Source organism: Actinoplanes sp. NPDC020271, assembly GCF_044388125.1.
Classification (GTDB): domain Bacteria; phylum Actinomycetota; class Actinomycetes; order Mycobacteriales; family Micromonosporaceae; genus Actinoplanes.
In genome coordinates this window covers 94,983-109,451 of sequence record NZ_JBIRWQ010000001.1, presented here as the reverse complement: position 1 = coordinate 109,451, position 14,469 = coordinate 94,983, and the positions used below count along the sequence as shown (strand labels likewise).

At 71.7% G+C, this 14,469-nt stretch carries 11 protein-coding genes; 10 read left to right on the top strand and 1 reads right to left on the bottom strand.

What is annotated here, in order from left to right; translation table 11 throughout:
* Positions 1-90 precede the first annotated feature (90 nt).
* From ACH442_RS00440 to ACH442_RS00395, 10 genes are all read left to right on the top strand, one after another.
* Positions 91-663, top strand: coding sequence for a hypothetical protein (locus ACH442_RS00440; RefSeq protein ID WP_396120391.1), 573 nt, complete (start codon positions 91-93; stop codon positions 661-663).
* 32 nt (positions 664-695) lie between these two features.
* The gene (locus ACH442_RS00435; protein WP_396120390.1) at positions 696-1,895 is read left to right on the top strand and encodes a hypothetical protein; all 1,200 of its coding nucleotides are present in this window, start codon (positions 696-698) and stop codon (positions 1,893-1,895) included.
* A gap of 86 nt (positions 1,896-1,981) precedes the next feature.
* On the top strand, positions 1,982-5,143 hold the full coding sequence (locus ACH442_RS00430) for an FdhF/YdeP family oxidoreductase (RefSeq protein WP_396121002.1): 3,162 nt from the start codon (positions 1,982-1,984) through the stop codon (positions 5,141-5,143).
* Between the two features lie 72 nt (positions 5,144-5,215).
* On the top strand, positions 5,216-6,226 hold the full coding sequence (locus ACH442_RS00425) for an ABC transporter substrate-binding protein (RefSeq protein ID WP_396120389.1): 1,011 nt from the start codon (positions 5,216-5,218) through the stop codon (positions 6,224-6,226).
* An 85-nt stretch (positions 6,227-6,311) separates the two neighbouring features.
* Positions 6,312-7,064: an ABC transporter permease gene (locus tag ACH442_RS00420; RefSeq protein WP_396120388.1), complete on the top strand. Its 753-nt coding sequence runs from the start codon at positions 6,312-6,314 to the stop codon at positions 7,062-7,064.
* Positions 7,057-7,800, top strand: a complete 744-nt coding sequence (locus tag ACH442_RS00415) for an ABC transporter ATP-binding protein (protein ID WP_396120387.1) — start codon at positions 7,057-7,059, stop codon at positions 7,798-7,800. Before ACH442_RS00420 ends, ACH442_RS00415 begins: the two co-directional genes overlap by 8 nt.
* Positions 7,797-8,960 carry an ABC transporter substrate-binding protein gene (locus ACH442_RS00410; RefSeq protein WP_396120386.1) on the top strand — a complete coding sequence of 388 codons (1,164 nt, stop codon included), beginning with the start codon at positions 7,797-7,799 and terminating at the stop codon, positions 8,958-8,960. The genes ACH442_RS00415 and ACH442_RS00410 overlap by 4 nt, the downstream gene beginning before the upstream one ends.
* Positions 8,957-9,955, top strand: a complete 999-nt coding sequence (locus tag ACH442_RS00405; protein WP_396120385.1) for a sulfurtransferase — start codon at positions 8,957-8,959, stop codon at positions 9,953-9,955. Before ACH442_RS00410 ends, ACH442_RS00405 begins: the two co-directional genes overlap by 4 nt.
* Before the next feature lie 33 nt (positions 9,956-9,988).
* Positions 9,989-10,735 (top strand): dephospho-CoA kinase, encoded by a 747-nt coding sequence (locus ACH442_RS00400; RefSeq protein WP_396120383.1) that lies wholly within the window; start codon positions 9,989-9,991, stop codon positions 10,733-10,735.
* 103 nt (positions 10,736-10,838) lie between these two features.
* Complete coding sequence (locus ACH442_RS00395; protein ID WP_396120382.1) at positions 10,839-11,657, top strand: SDR family oxidoreductase; 819 nt, start codon at positions 10,839-10,841, stop codon at positions 11,655-11,657.
* Between the two features lie 538 nt (positions 11,658-12,195).
* Here the strand turns inward: ACH442_RS00395 and ACH442_RS00390 are convergent.
* The gene (locus tag ACH442_RS00390) at positions 12,196-14,454 is read right to left on the bottom strand and encodes an ATP-binding protein (protein WP_396120381.1); all 2,259 of its coding nucleotides are present in this window, start codon (positions 14,452-14,454) and stop codon (positions 12,196-12,198) included.
* Between the last annotated feature and the right edge of the window lie 15 nt (positions 14,455-14,469).

Here is a 14,469-nt window from a genome sequence, read left to right as displayed (position 1 = left end):
CCTCGAGGGCTGAGTTCCGGTGGGAAGTAAACTTAGTTTACTTCGTGCGAGGAGTGGAAGGCTCGTCGCCGAAACCGGAAGACCGAGGGCATGACCAGCGCGCTCTTCCGCAAGGAGCTGCCGCTGCGCGACGGCGCCCGCTCGCACGCCACCGACGTGGGCGAGGGCTTCCAGGTGCCGGCGCCGGCGCCGACCGATCGGGTCACCCGACTCGAGCGGGCGATCAGTGACACCATGCGCAAAGCCGGACATGACCGGACGCTGATGGACGAGATCCCGGCCGATGCCGGTGGCCGGCTGACCCGGTCGCAGGCCTGGGCGATGGGTCAGACACACCTGCACGCGCGGGCGCGGGGGCACGCCGACGTCGACGCCATCGCGCGCACCCTCCGGATGCCACCGGAGGTGCTGCAACCCGCGTTCACCGACCTCTGCCAGGTTGGATGCGCCAGACTCGACGGGGAGACGGTGCGTCTCACCGAGGCCGGGCAGGAACAGTTCGACCGGGTGCGGCACGCCTGGCGGGAGTGGCTGGACGCGCGGCTGGAGGACTTCACGATGACCGACCCCGGCGATCGCGCCCTGCTCGACGAGGCGCTCACCACCATCGCCACGCGGCTGGTCGACGAGCCGGCCCCGGCCGGTTCCTCCGGCCGAGCCTGATTCCGGTGCTCCGGGTCGGCTAGGGTTCCGCCGTGGGATTGCTGGACCGGTTCGTCTCGCCCCAGCGCCGATTCGCGGCGCTGGCGCTGCGCGTCGCCCGGCGCACGCCCGGGGTGGAGCGCGCGATCGAGCGGCCGGAGGAGTTCGCCATCGCGATCTACCGCACCGGGTCGAGTGGGCCGGCGCACCTCTACCTGGCGAACATCTTCCGCGAGACCGAGGGGGCGACCCCGGCCGAGCGCCGGGAACGGCTCGCCCGGCTGGTCCGGATCATGGCGGCTCCGCCGCCACAGGACAATTGGGATTCGGTACGGCCCAAGTTGCGCCCCGTGCTGCGCCCGGTCACGTTCGGGTCCGCCGGTCCGCCCGGCATGCGCCCACCGATCTCCCGCGCGGCTCTGCCGTACCTGAAGGAACTGGTCGTCGTCGATCAACCCGAGGCGATGGCCTACGTCGTGCCCGACCGGGTCGACGAGTGGGGCGTCTCGGCCGAGGAGGTGTTCGCCGCCGCCCGGGCGAACCTCGCCGAGATGGCCCGGGCCTCGCTCGACCAGCCGTGGCCCAGCGGTCAGCCGCTGATCAGCATGCTCGACGACGGCGACGCGTACTTCACCTCCCTGCTGCTCGCCCAGGGCTGGCTGGCCGAGGTGGGTGAGCGGCTCGGCGGCCCGGTCCTGGCCTTCGCGCCGGACAACAACACGCTCCTGCTCTGCCCGCTGCCGGAGACCACCGCCGAGCCCTTCTACGCCCTGGTCGACCAGCACTTCAAGGAAGCGCCGCGCAGCCTGTCGCCGGTCGGTTACGTGGCCGGCCCGCAGGGGCGGACGGCCGCTTACACCCCGCCACCGGGGCACCCGCACCACCTTTCCGCCCGCCGCGCCGAGACGCTGCTCGCCCTGACCGAATATCACGGGCAGACCAACTGGCTGTCCGAGCAGTACGCGCAGGCCGGCGTCGAGGTGCACGTCGGCGGCCTGCTCGCGGCCGAGCCGATCGGCGGCGCGCCGGAGACCATCGCGGTGTGGACCGCGGGGGTCAGCACGCTGCTGCCGAAGGCGGACACCATCGCGTTCGTGCACCCGGAGGCCGGGCCGCAGTTCCAGGCGTCCTGGGAGGCGGTGTCCGAGCGGGTCGGGCTGGAGGCGGAGCCACTGCTCGCGCCGGCCCGCTACCGGGTGGACGACTGGCCGTCGCCGGCGGTGCTCGCCGAGCTGCGCCAGGAGATCGCCTGACCGTCTTCCTCCCCCGGCTCACCCGTCGCGGGTGAGGTGTGGTGCCCGGCCCGGCCCGAGACTGAGCCGGCCGGTACGCCGTCACCCTGGAATGCGCCGGCAACGGCCGCCTCGACACCCGGCCGTTGCCGACCGGCGAGCCGTGGGGTGGTTACGCCGTCTCCACGGCCTCCTGGAAAGGCGCCCGGCTCGCCGACGTGCTGGCCCGGGCGCGTCCCGGTGCCGACGGCGTCGAACTGCGCTGCACCGGCGCCGACCACGGCAGATACCACCTCAGCGCGGTTCTCGCCGAGACCGGGGACCTGACCTTCGTACGTTCGCTGCCGTTGCCGGTCGCGGCCGATCCGGGCGCCGGCATCCTCATCGCGTACGAGATGAACGGCGAACCGCTGCGCCCCGACCACGGCGCGCCGTTCCGCCTGGTCGTGCCGCGCTGGTACGCGGTCGCCTCGGTGAAGTGGCTGGCCCGGCTCGACGTGCTGACCGAGCCGTTCGCGGGCGAGTTCCAGACCGGCCACTACGTCTACGAGTGGCCGGACCGGCCGTCCGAGCCGGTCACGCACATGCGGGTACGGGCCCGGATCACCGACCCGCTGCCGGGCGTCCCGATCCCGGCCGGCCGGTACACGATCCGTGGCAAGGCCTGGTCCGGTGCCGGGCCGATCACCGGCGTCGAGCTGAGCTTCGCCGGGGACAGCGAGTGGAGTCCCGCGGTGGTCGAGCCCGCGCGGAGCCCGTACCGGTGGCAGGACTGGAGCTATGAGTGGGAGGCGACGCCCGGGCGGCACAGCCTGCGGGCCCGTGCCACCACGCGGCCGGCAACGTCCAGCCCGAGGTGCCGCCGTGGAATCGGCTCGGCTACGGCAACAACGCTGTCGAGCTCTCGTACGCCGAGGTCCGGTGACGGCCGGCACAGAACTCGAAGTTTGAGTCTGCCGATCCCCCTGGACTCTGCCCCTGGGGCAGACGGCAGACTTGCCGGCATGGCGCCGATCGATGAGGAAGAGGCCCGTCTGCGGGTCGGGGCACCGGCCGACCACGCGGCCGGGCTCAAGGCCGTGCGGCTGAGCCTGGCCAACGCCGTGCAGCAGATGGGCGTCCGCAAGACCGTGCGCAACCTGCGCGCCCTCAACCAGCACGACGGGTTCGACTGCATGAGCTGCGCCTGGCCCGACCCGCAGGGTCACCGGCACCCCGTCGAGTTCTGTGAGAACGGGGCGAAGGCGGTCTCCTGGGAGGGCACGCGGGACACGGTCGGCCCGGCGTTCTTCGCCGAGCACTCGATCGCCGAGCTGGCCGGGCAGACCGACCACTGGCTGGAGAAACAGGGCCGGCTCACGCACCCGATGGTCCGGCGCGACGGCGGCACGCACTACGAGCCGATCAGCTGGGCCGAGGCGTTCGCGCTGATCGGGTCGCGGCTGCGGGGTCTCGACGATCCGAACCAGGCGGTCTTCTACACCTCGGGGCGGGCCGGCAACGAGGCCGCGTTCGTCTATCAGCTCTTCGCCCGCGCGCTCGGCACCAACAATCTGCCCGACTGTTCCAACATGTGCCACGAGTCCACCGGCACCGCGCTGATGCGCACGATCGGCGTCGGCAAGGGCTCGGTGACCCTGGCGGATCTGCACCAGGCCGACCTGATCGTGGTCTCGGGGCAGAACCCGGGCACCAACCACCCGCGCATGCTGACGGCGCTGGAGATCGCGAAGCGGGACGGCGCGCAGATCCTGGCGATCAACCCGCTGCCCGAGGCCGGCCTGCTCCGCTTCGACAATCCGCAGAAGGTGCGCGGGCTGGTCGGCGGCGGCACCGGCCTGGCCGATCGGTTGCTGCGCATCCGGTCCAACGGTGACCTCGCGCTGTGGCAGGCGATCGGCAGCCTGCTGCTGGCCAAGGGCGTCGCCGACCGCGAGTTCATCGCGTCGTCCACGGTCGGTTTCGACGCCTGGGCTCAGCACGTCGCGAGCGTCGACCGCGAGGCGGTGCTGGCCGCGACCGGGCTGGAGTGGACCGAGATCGAGGCCGCGGCCGACATGCTCGCCTCCTCGAGACGGATCATCCACTGCTGGGCGATGGGCATCACCCAGCACCGCAACGCGGTCGCCACCATCAAGGAATTCGTGAACGTGGCGCTGCTCCAGGGCATGATCGGCAAGCCCGGCGCCGGTCTCTGCCCGGTCCGCGGGCACTCGAACGTGCAGGGTGACCGCAGCATGGGCATCTGGGAGAAGCCGCCGGCCGCGTTCCTCGACCGGCTGCGCGACGAGTTCGGTTTCGAGCCGCCCCGCGAGCACGGCGTGGACGCGGCCGACGCGGTCCGGGTCTTCCGGGACGGCCGGGCCAAGGTGTTCCTCGCGCTGGGCGGCAACTTCGTCGCCGCGATGTCGGACACCGAGGTGACCGCGGCCGCCATGCGCGCCGCCGAGCTGACCGTGCAGATCTCCACGAAACTCAACCGCAGCCACCTCGACGCCGGGCGGACGGCGCTGATCCTGCCCACCCTCGGCCGCACCGAGCAGGATCACACCGGCGGCCGGGTGCAGCGCATCACCGTGGAGGACTCGATGTCCGCGGTGCACGCCTCGCGCGGCCGTTCCGAGCCGGCCGGCCCGCTGCTGCGGTCGGAGGTGGCGATCATCTGCGGGATCGCGGCGGCCACCCTCGGCGACCGGCACGGGATCCCGTGGACCGCGTTCACCGCCGACTACGGGCAGATCCGGGAGCGGATCGGCCGGGTCGTGCCCGGGTGCGAGGACTACGCGCGGAAGGTCGACAGCGGCGGGTTCACCATGCCGCACCCGCCACGCGACTCGCGCACGTTCCCCACGCGGGAGGGCCGGGCCGTGTTCACGGTCAGCCCGCTCGAGGTGATGACCGTGCCGGAGGGGCGTCTCGTCCTGCAGACGTTGCGCAGCCACGACCAGTTCAACACCACGATCTACGGGCTCGACGACCGCTATCGCGGGGTCTACTCGGGCCGCCGGGTGGTGTTCATCAGCGCGGCCGACCTCGCCGAGCTGGGCTTCGCCGACGGTGACCTGGTCGACCTGACCTCCGAGTGGCAGGGCGAGGAGCGGCGCGCCGACCGTTTCCGCCTGGTGGAGTACGACACGCCCAAGGGCTGTGTCGCGGCCTATTACCCGGAGACGAACCCGCTCGTCCCGCTCGACTCGCAGGCCGAGGAGAGCGGCACACCCACCTCGAAGTGGGTAATCGTCCGACTAACTCCCAGTAATTCAGTCTGATATGTGGGGAGAGTCTGTAATGCAGGCCACTTCTGGCTGGTGGACCCGGGCTCAGGTCCGTATTTTTCCTGCATGATCAACCGTCGTAACCTTCTTGCCGCATTTGCGGGCACCACCCTTACCGTCGCCCTGACCGCATGTGGCGACAAGGACGACAAGAGCGCCACCGCCACGACCGGTGGCGTTCGCAAGGTCCAGGTCTCGCTGGACTGGACGCCGAACACCAACCACACCGGGCTGTACGTCGCCCAGGCCAAGGGCTTCTTCAAGGCCCACAACCTGGAGGTGGAGATCGTCCAGCCGGGCGACGCCGACCCGGCCTCGCTGGTCGCCGCCGACAAGATCCCGTTCGCGATCAGCGCGCAGGAAGCGCTCACCCAGGCCCGGGCCGAGGGCGCGCCGCTGGTCTCGGTCGCCGCGATCATCCAGCACAACACGTCCGGCTTCGCCTCGCCGAAGGACCGCAACCTGACCCGCCCCTCGCAGTACGCCGGGAAGACCTACGGCGGCTTCGGCGGCGCGATCGAGGAACCGCTGCTCAAGACCCTGGTCAAGGCGGACGGCGGCGACCCGGACAAGGTCAAGGTGGTCAACGTCGGCGAGGCCGACTTCCTCACCGCGACCAAGAAGGGCATCGACTTCGAGTGGATCTTCTACGGGTGGGACGGCGTGAACGCCGAGCTCAAGGGCGCGCCCGTGAACATCCAGTACGTCAAGGACTACGACAAGGCGCTGGACTTCTACACCCCGATCCTGATCACCAACGAGAAGCGGATCAGCAGTGACCCGCAGCTCGTCAAGGACTTCCTGGCCGCGGTGTCGGAGGGGTACACGTACGCGGGCAAGAATGCCTCGGAAAGCGCGGACATCCTGCTCAAGGCCGCGCCCGACCTCGACGCCGACCTGGTCAAGAAGAGCCAGGAGTGGCTGAGCCCGAAGTATCAGGACGACGCGGCGCGCTGGGGTGAGCAGAAGGACGCCGTCTGGACGGACTTCTCGGCGTGGCTCTACGACCAGAAGGTGCTGAGCACGAAGGTGGACGCGTCGAAGGCGTACACCAATGACTTCCTGCCCACGGCATGACCGCCTGCACCGAGCGGCACCTGGCTGCGCCGGAGCGCAACGCCGCAGGCGGGGACCAGAAGCGCATGCCGGTGGGTGGCACGGCATGAGCCGTTTCAGATCGTGGGTGCCACCGGCGATCACGCTCGTCCTGCTGATCGCCGGCTGGCAGGTCTACACCACCGTCTCCGGCATCGACAAGTGGCTGCTGCCCAGCCCCGCGGACATCTGGGACGCGGCCGTCGACCAGAGGGAAGCGCTGATCACGCACACCCTGGCCACGACCGGACTGACCCTGTACGGCCTGCTCGCCGGCGTGGGCGCCGGCCTGCTCATCGCGATCGTGCTGCACCTCGTGCCGATCCTGCGCGCCGCGGTCTACCCACTGCTGGTGATCAGCCAGAACGTGCCGATCATCGCGCTCGCCCCGCTGCTGGTGATCTGGCTCGGCTTCGGAATCGCGCCCAAGATCGTGGTGATCGTGCTGGTCTGCTTCTTCCCGGTGGCGGTCGCGACGCTCGACGGGCTGGGGCGCAGTGACGCGCTGATCGCCGACTACCTGCTGATGAGCGGGGCGAACCGGCGGCAGCTGTTCACCAAGCTGCAGTGGCCGAACGCGCTGCCGACGATGTTCTCCGGGCTGAAGATCGCCGCGACGTACAGCGTGTTCGGAGCGATCATCTCGGAGTGGCTCGGGAGCGACAAAGGGATCGGGCGGTACATGATCGTCCAGAAGTCCGCGTTCCGGGCGGATCGGATGTTCGTGGCGATCGCCATCGTGGTGGTGCTCGCGCTGTTGATCTTCGGGGTGGTCGCGCTTCTGGAGAAGCTGGTGGTCAAGGGGCGTCGGCATGCCTGAGACGTTGCGTATCTCCGACCTGAATCACCACTTCGGACAGCTGCATGTCCTGAAAAATCTGGACATCTCGGTGGAAGCCGGTGAGTTCGTCTCGATCGTCGGACCGTCCGGCAGCGGGAAAAGTACCCTGTTTCGCCTTGTCGGCGGCTTGCTACGGCCCACGAGCGGCGGCATCGAGATCAACGGCGCGGACGCGATCGGCAAGCGGGGACTGATCGGCTACATGCCGCAGCAGCCGGCCCTCATGCCGTGGCGGACCATCGAGTCCAACGTCGTCCTCGCCCGTGAGATCGCCGGCAACGCCGACAAATCGCTCGCTCGCGAGTGGCTCGGCCGCGTCGGCCTGGAAGGCTTCGCCCGCGCGTACCCCCATGAGCTCTCCGGCGGCATGCAACAGCGCGTCGCCTTCCTCCGCGCGCTCATCTCCGACCAGGAACTGCTCTGCCTCGACGAGCCGTTCAGCGCGCTCGACGCGATGACCCGCAGCGAGATGCACCGCTGGCTGCTCGACATCTGGGAGGCGAACCGCCGCTCGGTCCTCTTCGTCACGCACAACATCGAGGAGGCGCTGCTGCTCAGCGACACCGTTTACGCGTTCTCGCACCGTCCCGCCACGGTCCTCGAGAAAATCACCGTGCCGTTCGACCGTCCCCGCCGCGCCGACGTCGTCGACGACCCCGGATTCGTCAAACTGCGCCGCCGCCTCACCGATCTGCTGACAGGTAACCCGTCATGACCCTCACCCACGTACGCGTGATGCTCGAATACTTCCACCCGTGGACGAACGCGGCCGGGCTCTACATGGCCAGCCACCAGGGCTGGTACCGCGACGCCGGCCTGGACGTCGAGCTGACCGTGTTCGATCCGCTGCGCGGTGACACCCTCGAGCACCTGGTCCGCGGCGAGGCGCACCTGGGCGTGTTCCCGACGAACCGGCTGCTCGTCCGCAGCGCCGCCGGCCAGCCCGTACACGGCGTCGCGTCGATCAACCACCGCGGCATGGAGACCATCCAGACCGTCGCCGGCCGCGGCATCGCCCGCCCCCGCGACCTCGAAGGCAAACGCCTCGCGCTGAACCCGACCCCGCGTGGCGTCGCCATGGTCCGCCACCTGATCGCGGCCGACGGCGGCAACCCGGACGCGGTCACACTGGTCGACAGCGGATACCGCGAACTCAGCGTCGACGACATCGCGGCCGGCACGGTCGACGCGACGTTCGGCGGATACTGGGCCTGGGACGCCCTCTTCGCCCAGCTCCCCGGCTCGGAACGGATCGTCTGGCCGGTCGACGAGCTCGGCGCCCCGCCGTACCACAGCTACCTGCTCGGCACCGGGCCCGCGCTCACCGACCCGTCGCTGCTCGCGGCGTTCCTCTCGGCGACCGCCCGCGGATACCGCGCCGCCACCGACGACCCGGCCGGCACCCTCGACGTGCTCGACCGCGTCATCCCGTACTTCCCGCGCCCGATCCTCGCCCGCTCCCTCGAACTGATCGCCCCGACCTGGTGGCACGAGAACCACTGGGGCACGATCCGCCCGGAGCTGATGACGCCGTACACGGAGTGGCTCGCGGCCAACGAGATCCTCCCGCCCACCTTCGACTGGCGCCAGGCCGTCAACCCGGCCGCCCGCACCCCCGTGGACGAGACGCCGGCCACCACCGTCGCCGCGTCGCCGTTCGCTCCCGCCGCCTCGCTCACGTCCGCGGCCGCTGCTTCGCTCGCCGAGGTGCCGTTCACGTCCGCGGCCGCTGCTTCGCTCGCCGAGGTGCCGTTCACGTCCGCGGCCGCTGCTTCGCTCGCCGAGGTGCCGTTCACGTCCGCGGCCGCCGCTTCGCTCGCCGAGGTGCCGTTCACGTCCGCGGCCGTCGCTTCGCTCACCGAGGTGCCGCGATGACCGGTCCGCTTCTGGCCGCGGCCGATTTGGAGGTACGCCGTCAGCGCGCCGAAGTCCTCATCCTGGACGCCACGGTCGACCTCGCCCCGGCCGCGCACGACGGCGACCACCGTTCCGGCTCGGGCCTGTCCGGCTGGCACGCCGCCCACATCCCCGGTTCTCGCCACGCCGACCTGCTCCATGCCTTGAGCGACAAGTCCGCCCCGTACCACTTCGCCGTCCCCGCCCCGGATGCCCTGGCCGCCGCCCTCACCGAACTGGGCGTCCGCGACGGCGTCCCGGTGGTGACCTACGACCGCTCCGGTGGCCTGTGGGCCGCCCGCCTCTGGTACCTGCTCGACTGGCTCGGCATCGAGTCCTACGTCCTCGACGGTGGCTTCGCCGCCTGGCGCTCCGCCAACCTCCCCGTAGCCACCACTGACAGCCCGGCGTCCCTAGCCGGCACGGAGGCGCCCTTCGCCGCAACAACCCTGGAAGCCGGCCGTGCGGCCCCGGCTGGTGCTGTGGGGTCCCTCGGTGGCTCCGAGGTGCCGCTGGGGGCCGGCCGGGGTGGGGAGTTGGCGGCTGGGGGCCGGGTGACGGTCAGGGTCAAGGACGGGCGTTGGGTGGGGAAGCGGGACCTCGACGAGTGGCTGGCCGGGGGCGTGGAGGCTACCGTGCTGTGCGCGCTGAACCCGGAGGCTTACGCGGGGGAGGTGCCGACCCGGTACTCACGGCGGGGGCACATTCCGGGCAGTGGGAACCTGCCGGCGCGGTCGCTGACCGGGGCGGACGGGCGGTTCCTGCCGGAGCCGGAACTCCGTGCGGCCCTCGGGGATCTGGTCGACGATCCGGCACCGGTGTGGCTGTACTGCGGCGGGGGCATCTCGGCGACCGTGGTGGCGCTGGCCCTGAGCGCGGTCGGGCGTACCGATGTGGCGCTCTACGACGGGTCGCTGGAGGAGTGGTCGGCGGATCCGGCGCTGCCGCTGACGCTGGGCCGGGAGCCGGCATGACCCTAGCGCCGGTGCGGGAGTCCGGGACATCGCATGAGCGGTAAATCCAGAAAAATCGCCCTGCCGGGCCGGGCAGCCGAGCCGGCCGGTTTTGCCGAGCCGGTTGAGCCGGCCGAACGCGCTGAGCCGGCCGAACGCGGTCACCCGGCCAAACTGGCTGAACCGGCTGAACCGGCTGAACCGGCCGAGCCGGGTGTGGAGCTGGGGGTCGGCGAGACCGGCGGGCCGGAGGGCTGGCTCGCGAAGGCAGTCGAGCGCGTGGTCGAGTGGGCCGGGCAGCGGGGGCCGTCGGCGGGCGAGCGGCGGATCCTCGCCGTCGAGGGCCGTTCCGGGGCGGGGAAGACGACGCTGGCGCGGGCGGTCGCGGACCGGCTCGCGGCGCCGCTCATTCACATGGACGACCTGTACGCCGGTTGGGACGGCCTCGACGAGGGGGTGACGAACCTGCGCGACTGGGTGCTGGAGCCGCTCGCCGCGGGCCGCCCGGCCGCCTGGCGTCGCTGGAACTGGGCGGCCCACGCGTATGCGGAGGAGCATCCGGTTCCGGACGCCGGCTGGCTCGTGGTCGAGGGCGTCGGCGCCGGGGCTCGGGTGCTCAGGCCGTACCTGATCGGGATCGTCTTCTTGAGGAGCAGCCCGGCGGTGCGCAAGCGGCGCGCCCTGGCCCGGGACGGCGAAACCTATGCCCCGCACTGGCAGCGCTGGGCCGAGCACGAGGACCGGTTCTACGCGACCGAGAACGTGACCGCTGATCTGGTCATCGAGAACGAGGAACACTGACGAGGGCGGCACGCCGCGCGAACGCTTCCACGGCGCCGGGCCGACCCGGGTTCGCGACGAGCATCCGCCGCGCTCACCGGTTCCCGGGTGCAGGATAGGGCGCATGGGTGATCAACGGATCGGTGTGAGCGGGGCGACGGGGCAGCTCGGCGGGCGGGTGGCGGCGCGGCTGGCGGCTCACGGCGTACGGCAGAAATTGCTGGTGCGGGATGTTGCGCGAGCGCCCCGCCTGGCCGGTGCCGAAGCGGCCGTCGCGCCCTTCCACGACGGCGAGGCCTGCCGGGCCGCGCTCGCGGGCCTGGACACGGTCCTGATGGTCTCCGCGTCGGAGACGCCGGACCGGGTCGAGCAGCACCGCACGTTCGTCGACGCCGCGGTCGCCGCCGGCGTGCGGCACCTGGTCTACATCTCGTTCTACGGCGCGGCGCCGGACGCGACGTTCACGCTGGCCCGCGATCACTGGGCCACCGAGCAGCACATCCGGGCGTCCGGGCTGGCGTCGACGTTCCTGCGCGACAACCTGTACGCGGACTTCCTGCCGATGCTGGCCGGGGAGGACCGGGTGATCCGCGGCCCGGCCGGGGACGGGCGGGTCGCGGCGGTCGCGCAGGACGACATCGCGGACGCGGCCGTGGCGGTGCTCCGGGATCCGGATGTGCACGCCGGGCGCACGTATTCGCTGACCGGGCCGGAAGCGCTGACGTTCACCGAGATCGCCGCGGTGATCGGCGCGTCGTATCACCCGGAGACGATCGAGGAGGCGTACGCGTCCCGGGCGTCCTACGGCGCTCCGAAGTGGCAGGTGGACGCGTGGGTGTCGACGTACACGGCGGTCGCCGCGGGGGAGTTGGCCGCCGTGACCACCGACGTCGCCGACCTCACCGGCCACCCCGCCACCTCGGTCTCCCAGTTGCTGGGCTGAGCCCCGGCCGGCGCTCCGGGAGCCGACTGCGCGGGTCGCCTTCCGGCTGGTTCTCAAGACCCGGCCCGCGTACACGGCCGGGGAGCCGGCCGCCCGTTCCCTGGCCGCGGGTTTCCTGCGGTTCCTGACCACGCTGACGGGCGCCGGCATTCTCCGCTCGCACGGGTTGCGTCCGTGCCCGGAGCCGGCGAACCCGGCCGGCTGACGGGGTGTGTCGGGTCGCTTACGAAGATAGTTGTGGATGCGCTGGAACGGCGGCCCCGGGATCGGCATCGAAGAGGGGGACGGAGACAGACCACCTGTGTTGAGAGGAACCACTGTGCCCTTGGTCGCCGTGGCGCTGACCGTGACCGCCCTGACCGGTTGCACTGCGGCCGGGCCGACGAGCGTCGCCGGTGACGCCGGACCGGCCGGCACGCCGTCCCCGGTGACGCCCGGCGTTCCGCCGTCGACAGGAAGATCGCGGTGGCGGTGAGGGACGGCGCGGAGACCGGCACCGTGATCCGCCGGGACGCCGCCCACGTCCCGGCCCCGTCGATCACGGTCGAGGAGCCGGAGGCTCTCCTCGACCGTCGCGAGCCCTGACGATCCTTGACGCGGTCACCGCGGCACCTCCGTTGGCGGCCACGGCATCGGGTACCGGAACCTGGGGCTCCGCGCCGTAGGCGACCGCCCCGGGCAGCGTGAACGCGAAGATCGTGCCGCCGCCCGGGTTCGGACTCGCGTCGATGTGGCCACCGTGCCGCTCCACGATCCGGCGGCAGATCGCCAGCCCCAGCCCGGTGCCCGGGTGCGCCGCCCCGTTGCTGGCCCGGTGGAAGCTGTCGAAGACGGCCGCGTGCTCGCCGTCCGGGATGCCGATGCCCCGGTCGGCGATCCGCACCCGTACGCCGCCGTCCTCGTCGGTCCGCGCGGTGATGTCGATCCGCGGCGCCTGCCCCGGCGGCGTGTACTTGATCGCGTTCCCGACCAGGTTGTCGATCACCTGGCGGAGCAGCACCGGGTCGGCGTGGACGTCCGGCAGCGGCCCGACGAACACGTCCGGCCGTCTGTCCGCCTCCTGGTCCGGCGCGTCCGTGCGGGTGGTGACCACGTCGTCGACCAGCGCCCGCATGCTCAGCCGTTCCACGCGCAGGGTCGCGTCCCGGGCCGCGGTGTAGTCCAGCAGTTCGTTGATCAGCCGCTGCATCCGGGCGGCGCCGTGCAGCACCTTGGCGGTGCCGTGGCGGGCCTGTTCCAGCGTGGGTACGCCGGCTCCGGCGGCCAAGTCGTCGAGGGCTTCGGTGACCAGCTCGGCGTACGCGCTGACCAGCGTCAACGGCGCCTTGAGGTCGTGCGCCACCACGCCGGCGAAGCCGCGCAGTTCGGTCTCCACCCGTTTGCGGTCGGTGATGTCGTGGAAGACCGCGACTGCCCCGCGCCGTCCGCGCGTGGTGCCGATCGGTCGCGCCGACACGCTGATCACCCGGCCCTCGGGGTGGGCGCCGTTGCGGACCACCACTTCCACGTGGTCGACGTTCTCCCCGGTCAGCGCACGGACCAGGGGCATCTGCTCGACGGGGAGCGGTGTCACGCCGTCCGGCTGGTACAGCCCGTAGTGCTCCTGCCAGTTCTCGGCCCCGGCGGCGTCCTGATCCTGGCCGAGGATCTCCCGGGCCGCCGGGTTGTGCAGCACGAAGCTGCCTTCCGGGCCGACCACGCCGACCCCGTCGCTGATGCTGTCCAGCACCGCGCGTAGCAGCACCGCCTGCCGTGTCGTCTCGGCCTGCTCGGCGAGCACCTGGGCGGTCTTCGCCGCGACCCGCGCCTCGGCCCGGTCCCGGGCGGTGGCCAGCACCCAGACCAGAGCGGTGAGCAGCAGCGTGAGCAGCAGACCGCCCCCGGTGACGGCGTCCGGCAGCCCGGTGTCGGCCCCGGGCAGGTCGTCGCGGGCGGCGGCCAGGTGCACGGTCCAGGTGGAGTCGGCGACCGGCACGTCGATCACGCGGTGCAGATCGGCGCGGCCCTTCCCGGCTTGGTGCATGGCGGCGACGGTGACCGCCTGACCGTTCGTGTTGTCCGCCTCCAGGCGCAGGTCGGTCAGGTCCCGGCCGGCCGCGGTCAGGGTCGCGCCCATGAAGTCCTGGCCGCGCACCCCGAGCAGGACCCAGCCGAGCAAGCTCTGGCCGAGTTCCCGGTAGATCGGTGCGGCCAGGACGAACGAGAGCTGCCGCTGGCCGGCCGGCACCCGCTGGTCGACCAGCAGCTCGTAGGTGTCCGACACGGCCACCTGCCGGGTCCGGCGCGACTCGGCCAGCGCTCCGGCCGGGGCGGGCACCTGTGTGACGTCCAGCCCGACCTGACCACCGGTGCCGTCGAGCTTGCTGACCAGCACCGTGAACGCGTGTTCGCCAGTGCCTTTCGGCTGCAGGGTCAGTCCCGGCTCGCCGCGGTCCCGCCACGTCTGCTGGACCTGCTCGATCTCGTCGTCGCGGGCCGGTACGACCAGCGCGATCGAGGTGCTGCCGGCCAGCTTCATCGAACGCAACGGGGCGGTGATCGCCGCGTACTCGTCGGCGGTCAGCGTCTGCTGCGCGCCGATGGAGGCCGCGGTGGTGCGCAGCGTGTCGACGTACCGGCGGGTCTCGGCCTGGACGGCCGCCGCCGCTTCCGCGGTCCGCCGGTCCATCTGCACGTGGGCGGCGGACCGCTCGTCGCCGCGCAGCACCGCCCCGACGCCGAGTGTCACGGCGCAGCCGACCGCGGCGACCAGCGCGCTGACCGCCGCGGCCCGGCACCAGGGTCGACCACGCCTCATCTTCGACTATTCGGA

Excerpts from the sequence above, each read along its gene's own strand:
- ACH442_RS00440 (WP_396120391.1), top strand. The coding sequence starts at position 91 with ATGACCAGCGCGCTCTTCCGCAAGGAGCTGCCGCTGCGCGACGGCGCC.
- ACH442_RS00425 (WP_396120389.1), top strand. The coding sequence starts at position 5,216 with ATGATCAACCGTCGTAACCTTCTTGCCGCATTTGCGGGCACCACCCTT.
- ACH442_RS00420 (WP_396120388.1), top strand. The coding sequence starts at position 6,312 with ATGAGCCGTTTCAGATCGTGGGTGCCACCGGCGATCACGCTCGTCCTG.
- ACH442_RS00415 (WP_396120387.1), top strand. The coding sequence starts at position 7,057 with ATGCCTGAGACGTTGCGTATCTCCGACCTGAATCACCACTTCGGACAG.
- ACH442_RS00410 (WP_396120386.1), top strand. The coding sequence starts at position 7,797 with ATGACCCTCACCCACGTACGCGTGATGCTCGAATACTTCCACCCGTGG.
- ACH442_RS00405 (WP_396120385.1), top strand. The coding sequence starts at position 8,957 with ATGACCGGTCCGCTTCTGGCCGCGGCCGATTTGGAGGTACGCCGTCAG.
- ACH442_RS00400 (WP_396120383.1), top strand. The coding sequence starts at position 9,989 with ATGAGCGGTAAATCCAGAAAAATCGCCCTGCCGGGCCGGGCAGCCGAG.
- ACH442_RS00395 (WP_396120382.1), top strand. The coding sequence starts at position 10,839 with ATGGGTGATCAACGGATCGGTGTGAGCGGGGCGACGGGGCAGCTCGGC.
- ACH442_RS00390 (WP_396120381.1), bottom strand. The coding sequence starts at position 14,454 with ATGAGGCGTGGTCGACCCTGGTGCCGGGCCGCGGCGGTCAGCGCGCTG.